We start from the raw sequence: 16,188 nt of genomic DNA, 5'->3' as shown, positions 1-16,188 counted from the left end.
TACATAATAAATTTAACAAGGGATCTCATTTATGCCAGATCTTATTCGTACATATGAAAACGCACTTAGCCCTGAGTTCTGTAATAACTTTATCAAACTTTTCGAACAAAGCCCCCATTTAAAACAGGGAACTACCAGTGGTGGTATCGATTTAGCTAAAAAAGATAGCAAAGATCTGTATTTGAGCATGCACCCTGAATATGCACAGTACAACCAACATATACAAAAGATCACCGCTGAAAAAGTATTTGAATACATATCAGATAACTTTTTAATCATGATAGGTGCATTTGGTTTAACGGTTTACCATCCAAAAACAGGTGAACCAACCAATTTAACAGTAGAAAACTTTGAAGAAGTAGGTAAACCTCAAGTATCTACTTTAGTGCAGCAGCTTTTTAGACTGGGGCCAATACAAGCGCAAAAATACGAAAAAAATAAAGGTGGATATCCTTATTATCATAGCGAAGTATATCCACAAGCAGGTCATAACGAAGCGCTGCATCGTGTGCTTGCATTCATGTTCTATTTAAATGATGTTGGAGAAGGAGGAGAAACAGAGTTTTATTACCAAAAGCTAAAACTGAAACCAACCCAAGGTACTATGGCTATTTTTCCTGGGTATTTTACCCATACACATAGGGGTAATACGCCAATCTCAAATGATAAATACATTTTTACCTCTTGGGTTTTATTTAATCATGCTGAAAAAATTTACGGCACGCCTCAAACAAACAAATGAGAAAAACTAACATGCTAAAAAAAGTATTAATTGGCTTATGCGCAACTGGGATCGCCAATACTGCATTAGCTGAAGCGCTAGATAAAAGTAAAATCAATTATCTAGGTCCTATTGCACCGCAAAGTCAATTTAAGCCTTATGAAACGGCTCAACAAAAAGAGATCATAAACAACTTATTGCCGCAAATTTCACAAAATAATAAATCAGTGAATATTTTTGGTGAAAAAATAAAATGGCAACCGCTTTCTCAAGTCAGCGCGCTGACAGAGCCTGGCCTACAAGCGATTAAATTTACTTTATCAGTAGATAGATTTGTACAAGGTGATTTAAAAATACAAGGTATAGAAACAGCAAGCGTGTTTATTAACAATACTCCTATAAGTGCTAGCGATAAAAAATACCCATTAACTTTACCTACAGGTGACCACCAGATCACGGTAATTGCTGAACAAGTCAGCGATTGGAAAAAAGTAATGTTAGATTTTGATGGTCAATCAGATCATGACAAAGTCACACTGACTAATCATGATTCTCATCCTTTATCAGCTAAGCAATTATATGATGCAAAAGTGATTTCAGGTGTATCGCTATCACCCGATGCAAAGCAAATGATCTACAAAAGCAAAGCATATAACGATAAGTCAGCTAATAAAGCAGTACGTACCGCTCAGCTATTAGATACTAAATCAAATACTGTAAGATACCGCTGGGAAGACGGCAAAGCATCTAACTTTATTTGGAGCCCAGATAATAAAAAATTAGTTTATTTATCAAATGGTAAATTAAAACAATTAGACAGAAAAACCCTTGAAATAAAAGTATTAAGTGACAACTTAGCCAGTACCAGCGGCTTTGAGTTTTTTGATAACGATACTTTAATTTTCAGTTGGAATAAAACCCCAACTAAAAGTAAATCGCTTACAAAACATTATAAAGGCTTAGAAGATCGTTGGTCATATGCACGAAATACCAACCAGGTTCATTTATTAGATCTTAATTCTGGTTTGATCCGCCAAGTAAGCTCACCAAAATTCAGTCATAGTCTTGAAGATCATAATGCAAAACGCGGTACTGTTTTATTAAGCCGTAATCCAATTGATTATGCTGCACCACCACATATGATCACAGAGTTAGTTGAAGTTAACTTAAAAGATCATAGTGAAAAGGTAATCGGTAAATATCGTACGTTTAATAATGCACAATATCGTAAAAATGGCTTTTATATCACAGCAGGTCCTGCATTTATGAATGGTGCTGGCCAAAATTTACCTAAAGATATGCTACCTAATAACTATGATGGGCAGTTATATAAACTTAGCTTTAATGGTAAAGATGTGACTGCTTTATCTAAAGAGTTTGATCCGTCAATTGGTCGTTTTGAAGTATTAAAAAATAGCGATGTTGTGTTATCTGTAACAGAAAAAGATACTAAACAAGTCTATTTATTTGATGAAAGCAAAAGCAGCTTTAAAAAACTCAACACTAAGCTTGATATTGTAGAGCGTTTTTCTTTATCTCAAGGTAAAAAGCCACAATTATTATATACAGGCACCACAGCCTCTAAGCCTCAGCAGGTTAAGCTGTTAAATGTTTATAAAAATAAAGCTAAAACGCTATCAGATAGCCAAGCTGACTTTTATCAAAACAGTGAAATTGCGACTTTAGAAGAATTTAACTTTGTAAATAAAGACAATGTTGAAATTAGTGGCCGTGTTTATATCCCTCATAATTTAGATAAAACTAAAAAACACCCTGCACTTGTTTATTATTACGGTGGTACATCACCAGTAACACGTGGTTTTACAGGTCGTTATCCATTTAACTTATGGGCAGCTAATGGTTATGTAGTTTATGTATTACAACCAACAGGCGCGACAGGTTTTGGCCAAGAATTCTCAGCTAAACATGTGAATGCTTGGGGTAATTTCACTGCTGACGATATCATGCAAGGTACAGGCGAGTTTTTAAAAGCTTATCCTTATGTTGATGCAAAAAAAGTAGGTAACTTAGGCGCATCATACGGTGGTTTTATGACTATGCTACTTACTACCAAAACAGATATGTTTAGTGCGTCAATATCACATGCTGGGATCTCAAATATCACCTCATATTGGGGTCAAGGTTGGTGGGGCTATTTATATTCTGGTGAAGCGTCTAAAGGCAGCTTCCCTTGGAATAATGCAAAGCTTTATAGCCAACATAGCCCAGTATTTAATGCTGATAAAGTAACAACACCATTATTACTGATCCACGGTAATGCAGATACTAACGTACCACCAGGCGAGAGTCATAATATGTATACTGCGCTTAAATTACTTGGTCAAGATGTTGAGCTTGTTGAATATCATAATACTAACCATCAAGTCTTTGCCCGTGATAAACGTTTTCACTGGTGGGATACTATGATGGCATACTTTGATAAAAATCTAAAAGATCAACCACAATGGTGGGATCATTTATATCCAAGTAAATAACTTATTTACCTGGGCTTTGGATAAGCGTTTTGCTTATCCGAATTTCAGATTAACAGGACTACTGACATTTATTGTCAGTAGTCCCTGATATGCTGTTCTTAGTTTATAAAACAAATTAAGGACAATTATGATCGAACTTCACCAATTTCCACCCGCTTTTGGCCTAGCCAATGCCAGCCCTTTTGCCATAAAACTACAAGCTTATTGCCAATTAGCAAATATTGAATATAAGAACCATTATCGTGTTGATAGCCATAAAATGCCTAAGGGTAAATTACCTGTCGCTATAATTGATAACGAGTTAATTGCTGATTCAAGCCTGATCATTAATAAGCTTGAAGCCACACATGAACTAGATAAAGATCTGACACCTACAGAACACGCGCAAGGTCATTTATTACAACAACTATGTGAAGAACAGCTTTATTGGTCACTAGTTTATAGTCGTTGGATTGACGATGATTTTTGGCCTGTTAGCAAAGAAGAGTTTTTTGGTAAGTTACCCGCTTTTTTAAAATTATTTGTACCAAATTCAATGCGAAAACGCGCAATCAAAAACTGTAAATCACAAGGAACAGGTCGACATGACAAACAAGAGATATATGCCATAGCCAATAAATCAATTGATCATTTATCGGTATTATTAACAGATAAAAACTTTTTTATTTCAGAAAAGATGACTCGTTACGATTGTGCAATATACGGTTTATTAACTAACTTTTTAAACGGTGGCATTCAAAGCCCAATCAAAAAACGATTAGAAAGCCATAAGAATTTAGTGGCGTATATTGGCGAAACACAAGCAGCCACGATGCTAAGCCGAACACCTAATTAATTCTGCGCGTAGCTGAAAAGGTGGTGCGGGTATTGCAATTACCACCCTATTAAACCGTCTTTTCTCTTCAGGCAACGCGAGACTTAAAGAAAGTGATTAATATTAAGAGCTAATAGGTCTATTTTTTGTTTTTAGAGGTTTTTAGGTTTTGTTTGTAATTGTGTTTGTTTTTGTTTGATAGGCTTAAAATGCGTTATAGAGGCTTTGTAATTGATAAAAATTAATTTTATGTTATTTTCAATAGTGTAGCTTGATGGCTCTGACTACTTTGTTCATAATAATCAAGTGGAAATTTTAATGACTATTGGGATTTCCACAAAAGGCAATCGAAACAAAGGAGCTATGATTAGCTGTTTTTTGAAACCCGTCGATTCAAAAGAACTACACCCTTCTCAATTAACAGTAATCTAAATTCTAGTGTAAAAATTCCCATTTTGTTTATTTTCTTACATTTATTTGCTTACACTATGGTAAATTTTTATCATTTTAATAACTATTATTTCAGCTATATTTTGCTTAGTGAAAGCATATACAATAAACAAACATCCCATTAGTATATAATTAATATACCCAAAAGATTCCCATAAATTGTACTTAAAAAAATCCAAAAGCAATTGTTCGATACCAAAAAAAACGAAAGCTATACCTATAAAAAAACCTAAAACTCGAATAACCATAAAATCCTTACCCACTTAATTTTCTACAATAATTATATGCTCCGAATTGATACCCTGCCGCAAAACTTCCTATAAAACCATTAGCCTTTAACAAAAATTTAAACTGCTTCAAAGTTGTCACTTTTCTTAATGCACCTTCAAATCTTTTTTTACTTCCATATAAATCTCTAGTAGATGAGTCTTTTAATCCATCAAGAATTGCATCACTAAGTACATTTAATGAGACAGCTGTAAATGATAAAGGGCTAGCTAATGATGCCAATTCATAGGATTCACCATAATTATTTTTTATACATTTATTTATTTTAATTTTTTTTAATTTTCCTTTTAATTTATTTATATGTCTTTCCATGTGCAGCTTAGCAATTCCTTCAAGTTTTTCTTTTATAATTTTTAGAGCCTCAATTTCTTCTTCAAGCTCTTCTTGAGGGGTTCTTTCTCTCATTCTTTCTCTTAATTTAGCTAAAGTATCTATTCCTTTAAGACCTAAAAAATCTAAATATTTTTGTCTTCCTTTTGATAAACCATATTTATTTTCTAAATACATATTGTATAAATAATAAGGATATCTTTTTTTGTTTCTAGCATCTAAATAAGCCGAAATAGTTATGACTTCCATTCTTGAACTAGGCCTATAACTTCTGCTCATTCTACCCGAAGATGTTTTCATTTCAGTAATTTCATCTATTATTTTTAAAAACTCATCATAACCAAGTTCTACAGCAGATGGATTGTTAATTTTGTATGTATCATTATCAACATTAACTCGTAACACATTTAAGTTTGGATGTGATTCAGTGAAATATTGCTTAATTTCACATGATTTATCCAAGATAGTTCTAGCATCTATTGAAGCAAAGATAGTAACCGTATTTTCTTGAGTCATTAATACTTGAGATATTTTTTCTGATGCTTCTTTAAAGCTAGTGAAACTATCAAAAACTAAGTCCTGCTCAAAAATAGAGCCTTGATAATTTTCAATGAATGAAAAACTTCCATTCATTTCTATAGGAGGGGTAACTGAATAACATTCCTCAGCCGAAGAGTTAAATGATATACCTAAGAATATTAGGAAGCTTAAAGCGATGCGGTCTATTAAACGGTTAGGAATTTGAAAATTTTGAAAAGATTTAAAATACAAAGTATATGCTGACGCGTTTACGCTGAACTAAATTGAAACGCGGCAAGAGATACTGAAGCTAAGAGTGATTTTTTATTAAATATCATAATTTTACTTATTTATTTTAGATATAAAAAAGCCTAATAAGGTATGAATTATTCGGCTTTTTTGAACCGTTTTTTATGATTTCGTAAATGCAGTAGTAAAGCATAAACTATACTATTAAATTTTGTCATTCAATATATTATTTTATTAGAAGTTTTTAGGTTTTGTTTGATAGGCTTAAAATGCGTTATAGGGATTTATAATTGATAAAAATTAATTTAATGCTATTTTTGTTGTGTAGTCATCCTTACTACGTACACAATTAATCACTTTGAACCTAATAAACCGAATCTTTTCCTTGTTCGGTTTATTTTTCTCCCCCTGGTACTTGATTGATGTAACGTATTTCAAATTATTTCTCCCGGGCTTGTTGATGACATATCAAAGAGTGATAGCAAGCCTAAACTCCGTCATTCCCTAAGTGTTTTATAGGCAATCTCATCCCTTGTTCTTAAACACTAAAGCCAGATCTCCGATAAAACACTTCGCAGATGACATATGAAAGAGTGATAGCAAGCCTAATCTCCGTCATTCCCTAAGTGTTTTATAGGGAATCTCATCACTTGTTCTTAAAAACTAAAGCCAGATCTCCGATAAAACGCTTCGGAGATGACATATGAAAGAGTGATAGCAAGCCTAATCTCCGTCATTCCCTAAGTGTTTTATAGGGAATCTCATCACTTGTTCTTAAAAACTAAAGCCAGATCTCCGATAAAACGCTTCGGAGATGACATATGAAAGAGTGATAGCAAGCCTAATCTCCGTCATTCCCTAAGTGTTTTATAGGGAATCTCATCCCTTGTTCTTAAAAACTAAAGCCAGATCTCCGATAAAACACTTCGCAGATGACATATGAAAGAGTGATAGCAAGCCTAATCTCCGTCATTCCCTAAGTGTTTTATAGGGAATCTCATCACTTGTTCTTAAAAACTAAAGCCAGATCTCCGATAAAACGCTTCGGAGATGACATATGAAAGAGTAATAGCAAGCCTAATCTCCGTCATTCCCTAAGTGTTTTATAGGGAATCTCATCCCTTGTTCTTAAAAACTAAAGCCAGATCTCCGATAAAACACTTCGGAGATGACATATGAAAGAGTGATAGCAAGCCTAATCTCCGTCATTCCCTAAGTGTTTTATAGGGAATCTCATCCCTTGATCTTAAAAACTAAAGCCAGATCTCCGATAAAACACTTCGCAGATGACATATGAAAGAGTGATAGCAAGCCTAATCTCCGTCATTCCCTAAGTGTTTTATAGGGAATCTCATCCCTTGTTCTTAAAAACTAAAGCCAGATCTCCGATAAAACGCTTCGGAGATGACATATGAAAGAGTGATAGCAAGCCTAATCTCCGTCATTCCCTAAGTGTTTTATAGGGAATCTCATCCCTTGATCTTAAAAACTAAAGCCAGATCTCCGATAAAACACTTCGCAGATGACATATGAAAGAGTGATAGCAAGCCTAATCTCCGTCATTCCCTAAGTGTTTTATAGGGAATCTCATCCCTTGATCTTAAAAACTAAAGCCAGATCTCCGATAAAACGCTTCGGAGATGACATATGATCGATTAGTGATAACTTTCTTTTACTGCCAAGGACGCTGTTTTTTAAGTTGTGCTTCAAATGCATCAATTTGTGGATTAAATGTTTCAGTCACACCAATAAAATCTAAACCACTTAATAAACGCTGTTTAATATCAGGACGAATATCAAAGTCGATTGGCTCAAATTTATCACTGATCAATTGCTGATTTTGTAGATCTACATTAATCTGAATATCTTGCTTATCCGCAAAACATTGTTCGCTAATGGCAAATAACTTATCTAAAGTAGCTTCTGGTAAAGCAATCGCTAACATTTGATTATTCATACAGTTATTAAAAAAGATATCTGCAAAACTTTCAGCAAGAATCACAGTAAACCCATACTGTTTTAATGCCCAAGGCGCATGTTCCCGAGATGAACCACAACCAAAGTTGTCACGAGTTAATAATACAGTCGCACCTTGATAGCAGGCTTCATTTAAAATGAAATCTGGATTTTGATCGCCATTATCTAGATAACGCCAATCATAAAATAGAGCTGCATCAAACCCATCTCGACTCGTTGATGTTAAAAATTGCTTAGGAATAATTTGATCAGTATCTACATTATTTTTATCTAAAGGCGCTAATAAACCTGAGTGATAAACTTCATTACTTGCAGTCATTATGCTTCTCCTCTGATATCTACAAATTTACCATAAACAGCTGCTGCTGCTGCCATTGCAGGACTTACTAAGTGAGTTCTACCACCACGACCTTGACGACCTTCAAAATTACGATTTGAAGTAGATGCACAACGTTTACCAGCTTCTAATTTATCGTCATTCATTGCTAAACACATAGAACAACCGGGCTCACGCCATTCAAAACCAGATGCTTTAAAGATATCAGCTAAGCCTTCATCTTCAGCTTGTTTTTTAACTAAACCAGAACCTGGAACAATCAAGGCTTCAATGCCATTTACAACTTGCTTGCCTTCGACAATTTGCGCTGCAGCACGTAAATCTTCAATTCGGCTATTAGTACATGAACCAATAAATACAACATCAACTGCAATATCTGCAATTGCCTGACCTGGCTGTAAATCCATATAGGCAAGTGCACGGCGAATGGCATCAGCTTTAATTAGATCTGTTTCTTTATCTGGATCTGGAATGATCTCATCAATGCCAATTACTTGCTCAGGGCTAGTACCCCAAGTAACTTGTGGTTGAATATTATCAGCATGCATTACCACAACATGATCAAACTCTGCGCCTTCATCTGATGCTAAAGTTGACCAATACTCAACAGCCGCCTGCCAATCATCACCTTTAGGTGCAAATGGGCGACCTTCTAAATAATCATATGTTGTTTGATCCGGTGCAATTAAACCTGCTTTTGCGCCCATTTCGATGCTCATATTACATAACGTCATACGCGCTTCCATCGAAAGCGCTTCAATGCCAGTACCACAAAACTCTGCAACAAAACCTGTACCACCAGCAGTACCTAGCTCACCAATTACCGCCATGATTAAATCTTTAGAAGTAACCGTTGGCTTTAAAATGCCATCAATTTGAATTTTAAGAGAACGTGCTTTTTTCTGCTGTAGTGTTTGAGTTGCTAAAACATGTTCAACTTCAGATGTACCAATACCATGAGCCAGTGCACCAAATGCACCATGAGTAGATGTATGGCTATCACCACATACGATTGTTGTACCAGGTAAAGTAATGCCCTGCTCAGGACCTACAACATGAGCGATACCTTGCTCTATCGAGTTTAAATCATAAAGCGGTACGCCAAACTGCTTACAGTTATCTGTTAAAGCATTTAACTGATTTTGCGCCACTTCGCTTGCTGCTGATATTTTACGAACTTTGGTCGAAATATTATGATCCATAGTCGCAAATGTTTTATCTGTTCTTCTCACTGGACGGTTTTGTTCACGCAGCCCTGAAAATGCTTGTGGAGAAGTCACTTCATGTACTAAATGTCTATCTATATATAATAAATCTGTTTCATCGTTGATTGCTGTGACAGTATGCGACTGCCAAATTTTGTCATATAAAGTGTGTGCCATTACTTATTTCGCCCCAAAATTTTTATCTGAATACTTTATTGCTTTCTGCGCGGATAAATCCCCGCCTACAAAAACTAACACCGTCATATCCGATTGCTTTTATCGCAGATCTTTATTTAAAATCTCAATTCCAACAAACGAGATTCCCGATAAAACACCTCGGGAATGACGGAATTTATAGCTACGCGGATAAATCCTCGCCTACAAAAAACTAACACCGTCATATCCGAGTGCTTTTATCGCAGATCTTTACTTAAAAATCTCAATTCCAACAAACGAGATTCCCGATAAAACACTTGGGGAATGACGGAATTTATAGCTACGCGAATAAATCCTCGCCTACAAAAAACTAACATCGTCATCTCCGAGTGCTTTTATCGCAGATCTTTATTTAAAATCTCAATTCCAACAAACGAGATTCCCGATAAAACACCTCGGGAATGACGGATTTTATAGCTGCGCGGATAAATCCCAGCCTACAAAAAACTAACATCGTCATCTCCGAGTGCTTTTATCGGAGATCCTTTATTTAAAATCTCGATTCCAACAAACGAGATTCCCGATAAAACACCTCGGGAATGACGGATTTTATAGTTAGTTATCACATCGTTAATTTCATTTATCTAACAGATAACTTAAATTCTCTCAACGATCGCCGCTGCTACATCACTTGTTGTGTAACGCTCGTTTGGATAAATATCTTGCGTGCCAATGCCAGCTTTAACAGTTTCTGCTACTGCCTTTTCAATTGCACGAGCCGCTTCTTCTTGTTTAAGAGAATAACGTAACATTAATGCTGCACTTAAAATTTGTGCAATTGGGTTTGCAATGCCTTTACCTGCAATGTCAGGAGCTGAACCACCAGCGGGCTCATATAAACCAAAACCTGTTTGGTTTAAACTAGCTGAAGGCAGTAAACCCATAGAGCCTGTGATCATGGCACATTCATCAGATAAAATATCACCAAATAAGTTATCACATAAAAGTACATCAAATTGTGCTGGATCTTTAACTAACTGCATTGCAGCGTTATCAACATAAATATAATCAAGCTCAACTTCTGGGTAACTTTTAGATACTTCAGTAACCACTTCACGCCATAAAATACTTGAAGCTAATACATTAGATTTATCTACCGAAGTCACTTTATTACTACGTAATTTAGCTGCTTCAAAAGCAAATTTAGCAATACGCTCTATTTCGAAACGAGAGTATTTTTGTGTATCGAATGCAAACTCTTGCTCGCCTTCGCCTGAACGACCTTTTTCGCCAAAGTAAATACCGCCTGTTAATTCACGTACGCATAAAATATCAAAACCTTTTTCACTGATATCAGCACGCAGTGGTGATGCAGCGCTTAAAGCTGGTAATAGCTGTGCTGGGCGTAAATTACAAAATAAGTTAAAATGTTTACGAAGCGGTAATAAAGAACCACGTTCAGGTTGCTCTTGTGGTGGTAAATCAGCCCACTTTGGACCACCTACTGAACCAAATAAAATGGCATCTGCGTTATCACATGCAGCTAAAGTCGATTCTGGTAATGCTTTGCCAAACTTATCAATTGCAGCGCCACCAATTGCATGGTGTTCACGGTTAAGCTTTAAATTAAATTTACTACATACAACATCAAGTACTTGATCTGCTGCATTCATGATCTCAGGACCTATGCCATCCCCGGCTAAAACTGCAATATTAAATTCTTTTTGAGTCGTCATTTCTCTTATCCTGCTTTTTTCTGCTGCTTTAAACACATAACTTGCTGTGCACGATTAATTAAGTTGTATACGTGGATCATGGCGCGAACCGATGATTCAACAACATCCGATGCTAAACCTGAACCATGGTATTGGCGATCTTGATATTCTGTGATGATATCAACTTGGCCTAATGAGTTTTCACCTTTACCTGTTGCATCTAAGTGGTATTGACGCATTTGCGTATTCATTTGGGTGATGTTTTTCATTGCGGTATAAGCGGCTTCTACTGGTCCATCGCCTGTCGCTGCTTGAGTAAATAATTCACCATTCACTTTTAAGCCTACAGTAGCACTGGCTACGGTTTGTGAGTTAGTTGTGGTATTTAAGAACTCAAGTTGGTAATAATCATTATTATCTGAGATTTTATTAAAGTAGATCATGGCTTCAAGATCGTAGTCGTAGACTGTGCCTTTTTTATCAGCCAAAGCGATAAAACTTTGGTATAAGGTATCCATATCATAATCACCTTCTTGGTAACCTAATTCAGTTAATCTATGCTGAATTACGTGACGACCAGAACGAGAAGTCATATTCAACTTATTATTTGGCACACCTACTGTTTCTGGTGCCATAATTTCATACGTATTTTGCGCTTTTAATACACCATCTTGGTGAATACCCGAACTATGGGCAAAGGCATTTTCGCCGACAATCGCCTTATTTGGCTGCACTGGCATATTACATATTTGGCTTACTTGACGAGATGCATGATAAATTTCTTCACTTTGAATATCACAATTCACACCTAAGTGATCGCTACGCATTTGCATAATCATAGCAACTTCTTCTAACGAACAATTACCAGCACGTTCACCTATGCCATTTACAGTACATTCAATTTGACGTGCACCTGCTTGAACTGCAGCAATAGAGTTAGCAACAGCTAAACCTAAATCGTTATGACAATGCACACTTAAGCGTGCTTTATCAATGTTTGGTACATTAGCCATTAAATAGCTGATCATCAATGCATATTCATCTGGTGTAACATAACCGACAGTATCAGGTAAGTTAATAGTAGTAGCACCAGCATCAATCACAGCTTCTACCACTTTACATAAATCATCATGCGGTGTACGACCTGCATCTTCACAAGAAAATTCAACATCTTCAGTGTAAGTTAATGCTAACTTAATTGATTTAACTGCCATTTCAATGGCTTTATCTAAGGAGATTTTTAATTTATGTTCTAAATGTAATGGGCTAGTAGCTATAAATGTATGAATACGGCTTTTTTCTGCGGGTTTTAATGCTTCACCACATGCTTCAATATCTTTAGCCACTGCACGTGCTAAACCACATATCACAGGACCTTTTACTTCTGTTGCAATACGTTTCACGGCATTAAAGTCTGCAGGGCTAGAAACAGGAAAACCCACTTCCATCACATCAACATTCAGGCGGCTAATAGTATGTGCTAAACGTAGTTTATCATCTTCAGTTAAGCTGGCTTTTAGTGCCTGTTCACCATCTCTTAATGTGGTATCAAAAATCCAAACTTTATCGCTCATACTATCACCTCAAACCCTATTACTTTAAATTCAAAAAAAAACCCCGCAATCTATGCGGGGTTTTTTTGTATTACTTGATGCAAATACACTAACGCCCGCAAACTCTTTGTAAGAGCTCCAGTTTTAGAAGTAGTGTAATTAAAAGTGTTTTTTGCATCGTTAAATTCAGCTATTTAATTAATGATTAAATTATGATGCTATTTTTATCACCATTAAACATAATGAGCAAGCATAATTTATACTTTAAAATTTGAAATAAACAGCGTACAAAGGAATTAAAATTCAATATAATGCAAATATAAGAATTAATTATTCACACATTCGAATTTAAATGACAAGTAAACATCAAGTTAACAAATATATGAAATAAATATACTAAATCAGTTAACCATTAAAATTCCTCAACCCAGCAAATACCTTTGTAGGTTGGGCTTTAGCCTAATGGTTTTGGTTTGATGTTAAGAGTTTTAGATGAGGGGTTTTATATAAGACTGAAACCTCACCTACGCGGTAAGCTTTATCGGAGATCTTGTTTTAATGTCTACTTCGGTGGCATAGATTCCCGATAAAACCACTCAAAACAATCATTCGTCATCTGCGAAGTGTTTTATCGGAGATCTTTTTTATATCTAAATATCAAGTAAGGCTAAAGCCTCACCTACAAAATCGCGAAACCATTAAAGTCCCCCGCAACCTAACAAATATCTTTGTAGGTTGGGCTTTAGCAAGTCGCGGTAAGCTTTATCGGGGGTCTGGTTTTGACTTTTATTATACATTTAAGCTCTAGTGATGAGATTCCCGATACAACAATTCGGGAATGACATGAGTTGTAAATTAATCACAACCTTGACATTCGTCATCTCCGAAGTGTTTTATCGGAGATCTTTTTTATATCTAAATATCAAGTAAGGCTAAAGCCTCACCTACAAAATCGCGAAACCATTAAAATCCCCCGCAACCTCACAAATATCTTTGTAGGTTAGGCTTTAGCCTAATGGTTTTAAACCTCGACTCTAAACTACTTAATATCGCTATAGATTACGATAAAACAACTCGGGAACGACGAAATTAGAGGGCGGCTTTTCCCTAGCACCTAGTCTTTTCCTAGTACCTGTACCTTCTGAGCACCTAGCCTTTAAGAACCATACCCTTGCGGATTTTTACTTTGCCAGCGCCAAGCATCGGCCATCATGGCATCTAAACCACGAACAGCTTGCCAATCTAACTCTGCTAATGCTTTTTCAGGAGCAGCATAACAGGCTGCGATATCACCAGGGCGACGAGGCACTACTTTATAAGCTAAATCATGACCACAGGCTTTTTCAAACGCTTTAAGCATTTCAAATACCGAATAACCATTGCCAGTGCCTAAGTTAAATACATGTACACCTGATTCTGAATCAATCTTAGTAAGCGCTTTTAAATGGCCTATAGCTAAATCAACAACATGAATATAATCACGTACACCAGTACCGTCTTTAGTATCATAATCATCACCAAATACAGCTAACTCTTTTAACTTACCAACAGCAACTTGTGAAATATAAGGTAATAAGTTATTTGGTATGCCATTTGGATCTTCACCAATCAAACCTGACTCATGAGCGCCAACTGGATTAAAGTAACGTAAAATAGCAAAAGACCAACGTTCATCTGATTTAGCAACATCTTGCAAAACCATTTCAACCATTAATTTAGATGTACCATATGGATTTGTAGTACCACCTACAGGAAAGTCTTCTTTAATAGGTAAGCTTGCAGGATCACCATAAACAGTAGCAGATGAGCTAAATACCAATTTAAATACATTAGCATCACGCATTGCATCTAATAAAGTTAACGTACCTTGTACATTCACTTGATAGTACTCAACAGGTTTAGCAACTGACTCACCAACAGATTTAAGACCTGCAAAGTGCACCACACTATTAATTGAGTGCTTTGCAAAAACCGAATCTAAAAAGGCTTTATCTAAAATATCACCTTGATAAAAAGTACAGGCCTTTCCAGCCAGTTCAGCAACACGCTTTAATGACTCTTGCGATGAATTTTCTAAATTATCAACAACAACAACATCTTCACCTTGTTGTAATAATTCTAAAACAGTATGTGAGCCTATATAGCCTGCACCGCCTGTAACTAAAATTGACATAGTTTATCCTTAATTAAGGCCTAAAGAATTAAGAGTCAGAACCAAATAAATCTCTTGTATATACTTTCTCAACAACATCATCTAAATCAGCAGACATACGATTAGAAACTATAACATCAGATACTTTTTTAAATTCATTTAAATCAGTCATCACTTCTGAGTGAAAAAACTCAGCTTCTTTTAACTCAGGTTCAAACACTACAACTTTAATACCTTTCGCTTTTATGCGTTTCATAATACCTTGAATGGCTGATGCTCTAAAATTATCAGAACCTGACTTCATAATTAAACGGTAAACACCAACCACTTGTGGGTTACGTTTTAAAATAGACTCTGCAACATGATCTTTACGTGTTGTATTAGCATCAACTATGGCACCAATTAAAGAGTTAGGTACATCTTTATAATTAGCACGAAGTTGCTTTGTATCTTTAGGTAAACAATAACCACCGTAACCAAAAGACGGATTATTGTAATGTGTTCCGATACGCGGATCTAAACCAACACCATCAATAATATGCTGTGTATCTAGACCATGAGATTCAGCATAGCTGTCTAGCTCATTAAAGTAAGCTACACGCATCGCTAAATAAGTATTAGAGAATAACTTAACTGCTTCAGCTTCCGTTGAGTCAGTTAATAAAACGGGAATATCAAGCCTAACAGCACCTTGCACTAACAAGTTTGCAAATGTGCGTGCACGTTCAGACTCTTCACCTACGATAATACGGGATGGATGAAGGTTATCGTAAAGGGCTTTACCTTCTCTTAAAAACTCAGGTGAAAATAATATATTTTCACAATTGAACTGTTGTTTTATTTTTTTAGTAAAACCAACGGGTACAGTCGACTTAATAATCATTACCGCATTAGGATTAATAGCAATAACATCTTTAATAACAGCTTCAACTGAATTGGTATTAAAATAGTTAGTCTGTTGGTCGTAATCAGTAGGCGTTGCGATTACTACAAATTCAGCATCTTTATAGGCCAAGTTTTTATCTGTAGTCGCAGTTAAGTTAAGACTTTTATTTGCTAAAAAGTCTTCAATTTCAACATCAGAAATAGGAGATTTTTTATCGTTAATTAAATCTACTTTTTCTTGAATTATATCAACCGCAATCACGTCATTGTTTTGCGCTAATAATACTGCATTCGACAAACCTACATAGCCAGTCCCGGCTATTGCTAATTTCATTTTATATT

Annotated in this window: 10 protein-coding genes; 3 read left to right on the top strand and 7 right to left on the bottom strand. The window is 35.7% G+C overall.

Annotated elements, in window-relative coordinates; genetic code table 11:
• Positions 1 to 31: 31 nt before the first annotated feature.
• The 3 genes from PSA_RS04585 (at position 32) to PSA_RS04575 (ending at position 4,051) form a co-directional block, all read left to right on the top strand.
• On the top strand, positions 32 to 742 hold the full coding sequence (locus tag PSA_RS04585) for a 2OG-Fe(II) oxygenase (protein ID WP_042152611.1): 711 nt from the start codon (positions 32 to 34) through the stop codon (positions 740 to 742).
• Between the two features lie 11 nt (positions 743 to 753).
• Entirely contained in the window at positions 754 to 3,216 is a 2,463-nt protein-coding gene (locus PSA_RS04580) for a S9 family peptidase (RefSeq protein ID WP_042152639.1), read from the top strand.
• 127 nt (positions 3,217 to 3,343) lie between these two features.
• Positions 3,344 to 4,051, top strand: a complete 708-nt coding sequence (locus PSA_RS04575) for a glutathione S-transferase family protein (protein ID WP_042152614.1) — start codon at positions 3,344 to 3,346, stop codon at positions 4,049 to 4,051.
• 684 nt (positions 4,052 to 4,735) lie between these two features.
• Here the strand turns inward: PSA_RS04575 and PSA_RS04565 are convergent.
• The 7 genes from PSA_RS04565 to PSA_RS04535 form a co-directional block, all read right to left on the bottom strand.
• Complete coding sequence (locus PSA_RS04565) at positions 4,736 to 5,869, bottom strand: hypothetical protein (RefSeq protein WP_157575739.1); 1,134 nt, start codon at positions 5,867 to 5,869, stop codon at positions 4,736 to 4,738.
• 1,669 nt (positions 5,870 to 7,538) lie between these two features.
• Positions 7,539 to 8,162 carry a 3-isopropylmalate dehydratase small subunit gene (leuD, locus tag PSA_RS04560; RefSeq protein WP_042150771.1) on the bottom strand — a complete coding sequence of 208 codons (624 nt, stop codon included), beginning with the start codon at positions 8,160 to 8,162 and terminating at the stop codon, positions 7,539 to 7,541.
• A complete protein-coding gene (gene leuC, locus PSA_RS04555; RefSeq protein WP_042150769.1) occupies positions 8,162 to 9,562 on the bottom strand; it encodes a 3-isopropylmalate dehydratase large subunit in 1,401 nt (466 codons plus the stop codon). The genes leuD and leuC overlap by 1 nt, the downstream gene beginning before the upstream one ends.
• A 635-nt stretch (positions 9,563 to 10,197) precedes the next feature.
• Complete coding sequence (gene leuB, locus PSA_RS04550) at positions 10,198 to 11,277, bottom strand: 3-isopropylmalate dehydrogenase (protein ID WP_042150767.1); 1,080 nt, start codon at positions 11,275 to 11,277, stop codon at positions 10,198 to 10,200.
• 5 nt (positions 11,278 to 11,282) lie between these two features.
• Entirely contained in the window at positions 11,283 to 12,830 is a 1,548-nt protein-coding gene (gene leuA, locus PSA_RS04545) for a 2-isopropylmalate synthase (protein WP_042150765.1), read from the bottom strand.
• Between the two features lie 1,135 nt (positions 12,831 to 13,965).
• Positions 13,966 to 14,982 carry a UDP-glucose 4-epimerase GalE gene (galE, locus tag PSA_RS04540; RefSeq protein WP_042150764.1) on the bottom strand — a complete coding sequence of 339 codons (1,017 nt, stop codon included), beginning with the start codon at positions 14,980 to 14,982 and terminating at the stop codon, positions 13,966 to 13,968.
• 28 nt (positions 14,983 to 15,010) lie between these two features.
• Positions 15,011 to 16,180 carry a nucleotide sugar dehydrogenase gene (locus PSA_RS04535; RefSeq protein ID WP_042150762.1) on the bottom strand — a complete coding sequence of 390 codons (1,170 nt, stop codon included), beginning with the start codon at positions 16,178 to 16,180 and terminating at the stop codon, positions 15,011 to 15,013.
• Positions 16,181 to 16,188: the final 8 nt, after the last annotated feature.

It is taken from the genome of Pseudoalteromonas sp. '520P1 No. 423', assembly GCF_001269985.1.
GTDB lineage: Bacteria > Pseudomonadota > Gammaproteobacteria > Enterobacterales > Alteromonadaceae > Pseudoalteromonas.
Note: the sequence above shows the minus strand (reverse complement) of the source record. Positions and strands in the feature narration are given on the sequence as shown.